3 protein-coding genes are annotated in these 2940 nt (G+C 73.4%); all 3 read right to left on the reverse strand.

What is annotated here, in order from left to right; genetic code table 11:
• Positions 1–91: 91 nt before the first annotated feature.
• Positions 92–913 (reverse strand): C40 family peptidase, encoded by an 822-nt coding sequence (locus ACWGKI_RS20700; RefSeq protein ID WP_452189554.1) that lies wholly within the window; start codon positions 911–913, stop codon positions 92–94.
• 418 nt (positions 914–1331) lie between these two features.
• Positions 1332–2021, reverse strand: coding sequence for a septum formation family protein (locus ACWGKI_RS20705; protein ID WP_452189556.1), 690 nt, complete (start codon positions 2019–2021; stop codon positions 1332–1334).
• Between the two features lie 16 nt (positions 2022–2037).
• Positions 2038–2919, reverse strand: a complete 882-nt coding sequence (locus ACWGKI_RS20710) for an exodeoxyribonuclease III (RefSeq protein WP_452189558.1) — start codon at positions 2917–2919, stop codon at positions 2038–2040.
• Positions 2920–2940 lie beyond the last annotated feature (21 nt).

Raw genomic sequence — 2940 nt, forward strand, 5'->3', positions numbered from 1 at the left:
GGGCGGCCCGCATCCTGTGCGGGCCGCCCCTTCCGACTACCTCGGCGGTTCGGGTGCTACCTCGGCAGCTCGGGTGCTACCTCGGCATCGGTCAGATGCGGATGAACCGCGGGCTGTCCTGCCAGATGTGGCGCTTCACGACGCCGACGCCGGGACGGGCGGCCTCGACCTGCTGGCCCTTGCCGATGTAGATCGAGACGTGGCCGGGGGTCCAGATGATGTCGCCGGGGCGCGCGTTCTTGCGCGAGACGACCTTGCCGGACGCCTTCTGCGCCGACGACGACCGCGGCAGGGACTTGCCCGTGGCCTTCTTGTAGACGTACCGCGTGAGGCCGGAGCAGTCGAACGAGTTCGGGCCGCTCGAGCCGTACGAGTAGCGGTCCCCGACCTGGGCCTTCGCGATGCGGACGATCTTCTGGCCGCGCGTGCCCGGGTTCTTGGCGGTGACGCTGATGGTGCGCGAGGCCTTGGTGGCGAGCGTGGTCGACGTCGGGTCGACGACGATCCGGACCCGGTTCTTGCCGACGCGGTACTGCTCCCAGACCGGCTTGAACGTGGCCTTGCCGGCCTTGAGCCGCTTGGTCGAGGAGACCTTGCCGTTGACGACGAGCTTCGCGCGGCCCGAGATCGCCTTGCCGGCCTTCGTGGCCTTCATCGAGTACGACGGGCGGTGCTTGCCGGAGTTCTTGACCATCGTGTGCTTGGACGCCGCGAAGACGGTGTGAGGCTTGGTCTTCGTGGTCGCGGTCTGCACGGTGGTGGCCGTGGTCGCGGCGGACGCGTGGGGTGCGGTGGCGACGAAGGTGCCGCCGGTGAGGGCGGCCGCGAGGCCGAGGGCGACGAGCGCGCGACGCGGTCGGTGTGCCGCCACGGCGGCGGTGCCGGGGCGCGCGGAATCGAGGGACGTAGGCATGGGCATGACCTCCAGCCTGCGAGATGAGCTGTCGGGTGAGGCCGAGATCGTTGGCCCGCCACCTGTCGGTGACTAAACCCCAAGGCCGGGAGCGTCCGGAGCGGTGCGCGTCCGGGCGGCCGGCCGGAAGTGGGTCTCCCGCTGCTGCCGTGAGTTTCGTGGTCACCGTGACGCCGGCAGCACTCGGCTGCGTCCCGGTCGGCCGACACCTGGAGAAGGTGCGGTCGAAGGACGCTAACCTGCCCGACGCTCTGTGGTCACGTTCTGGTAACGACCTGAGCGTGTGGCCAGGGCAACGGTGTCAGGAATCGGCCCAGGACAAAGTCGGGCACTGTCTCCGATTCCGGACCGCCACTGCCGTGTCAGATGTGGCAAAGGTCACAGTAGGAAATCGGGACCGACCGGCGAGACGTCTCGATCAGCCGAGCAGGTCGTCGCTCGCGGGTGCGGGCGTCACCGCCAGGCACAGGCTCGCGCGGTCGCCGGAGGTCCAGCCCGCCTCGGACGGGGTCAGCACCACGAACCGCACGCCCTCGACCTCCCGCCCGGTGCCTCCGAGCTGCTGCGCGCCGCACACCGCGGACGCACGCCGACCCAGAGCGTCGGGCCCGGGCCAGACGGCGCCCGGAGCAGAGTCCGTGCGGCCGACCACCTGCGCGGCGTGCTCGTCGCTGCAGGGCACCACGGTCACCCGGCCCACGTCACCGGTCGGCAGCTCGCGCAGGCACGAGCCGAGCACCAGCTGCACGGCGTTCGCCTCCACCGGCTGCGTGACGGCGGCGGGCAGCGGCTCCCAGGCACGGTGTCGCGCGCTCGTGACGCCGAGCGCGACGCCGCCGCCCACGACGGCGAGCACCGCCACCGCCGCACCGGCCCACAGGACACCGCGCCGCGCCCGCCCGCTGCCTGGCCGCCGGCCCGGCGACGTGCCGTCGGGCGCCGTCGTCGGGCCCGGCGTGGTCGGCGTCGCCGGCAGGTGCAGCTCGGCCAGGCCCTCGGCGGGCAGCGCGCCGGGCGGCGTGGGCGCCGCGAAGACCGGCTCGTCGGGCGGCGTGCCGTCGCGGCCGGTCGCCCGGGGCTCGCCGGGGACGGGCGGGTCCGTGGTCATGGTGCGCTCCTGCCCGTCAGGCGGGGTCGGCGAGGTCGAGGATCACCGGGACGTGGTCGCTGGCGCCCTTGCCCTTGCGCTCGTCCCGGTCGACGACCACGCCGGTGACGCGGTCCCGGACGGCGGGGGAGGCGTACGCGAAGTCGATGCGCAGGCCCTTGTTCCGGGGGAACGCGAGCTGCTGGTAGTCCCAGTAGGTGTACGTGTGCTCGGCCGGCAGGTGCTCGCGCGTCACCTCCGTGTACCCAGCGCCGGTGAACGCCGCGAAGGCCTCCCGCTCCGCCGGGGTGACGTGCGTGTGCCCCGCGAACACGGACGGGTCGTAGACGTCGGTGTCGAGCGGGATGACGTTCCAGTCGCCGACCAGCGCCACCTGGGCCCCGGGGTCGGCGGACAGCCAGCCGGCGGCGGTGTCGCGCAGCGCGCCCAGCCAGGCGAGCTTGTAGGCGTAGTGCGGGTCGCCGATCGCGCGGCCGTGCGGCACGTACAGCGACCACACCCGCACGCCGCCGCAGGTGGCGCCGAGGGCTCGTGCCTCGACCGGCGCCGGCACGTCGAGCAGGATGGCAGCCTCGTCGGGCGTGGGGTCCGGAGCCTCGGCGGGCGCGTCGGCGTCGCGCACCGGCGCGGCGGGCTTGGCGAACCCGGGCTGCCCGGGGAAGGACGTCGAGACGTCGTCGATCCCGACCCGGGACGCGATCGCGACGCCGTTCCACGCGGAGTGGCCGGTGTGCGCGACCTCGTATCCCGCGGCCTCGAACGCCGCGTGCGGGAACTGCTCGTCCCGGCACTTCGTCTCCTGGATCGCCAGCACGTCCGTGCCCGACCGTTCGAGGAAGGCGATCACGCGGTCGACGCGGGCACGGACGGAGTTGACGTTCCAGGTGGCGAGGCGCACGGGCGCCAGGCTACCGGCGCC

The organism is Isoptericola sp. NPDC055881, from assembly GCF_053615895.1.

What these genes read in the sequence shown, in the direction of transcription:
- ACWGKI_RS20700 (WP_452189554.1), bottom strand. Translation starts at nt 913, where the DNA reads ATGCCTACGTCCCTCGATTCCGCGCGCCCCGGCACCGCCGCCGTGGCG.
- ACWGKI_RS20705 (WP_452189556.1), bottom strand. Translation starts at nt 2,021, where the DNA reads ATGACCACGGACCCGCCCGTCCCCGGCGAGCCCCGGGCGACCGGCCGC.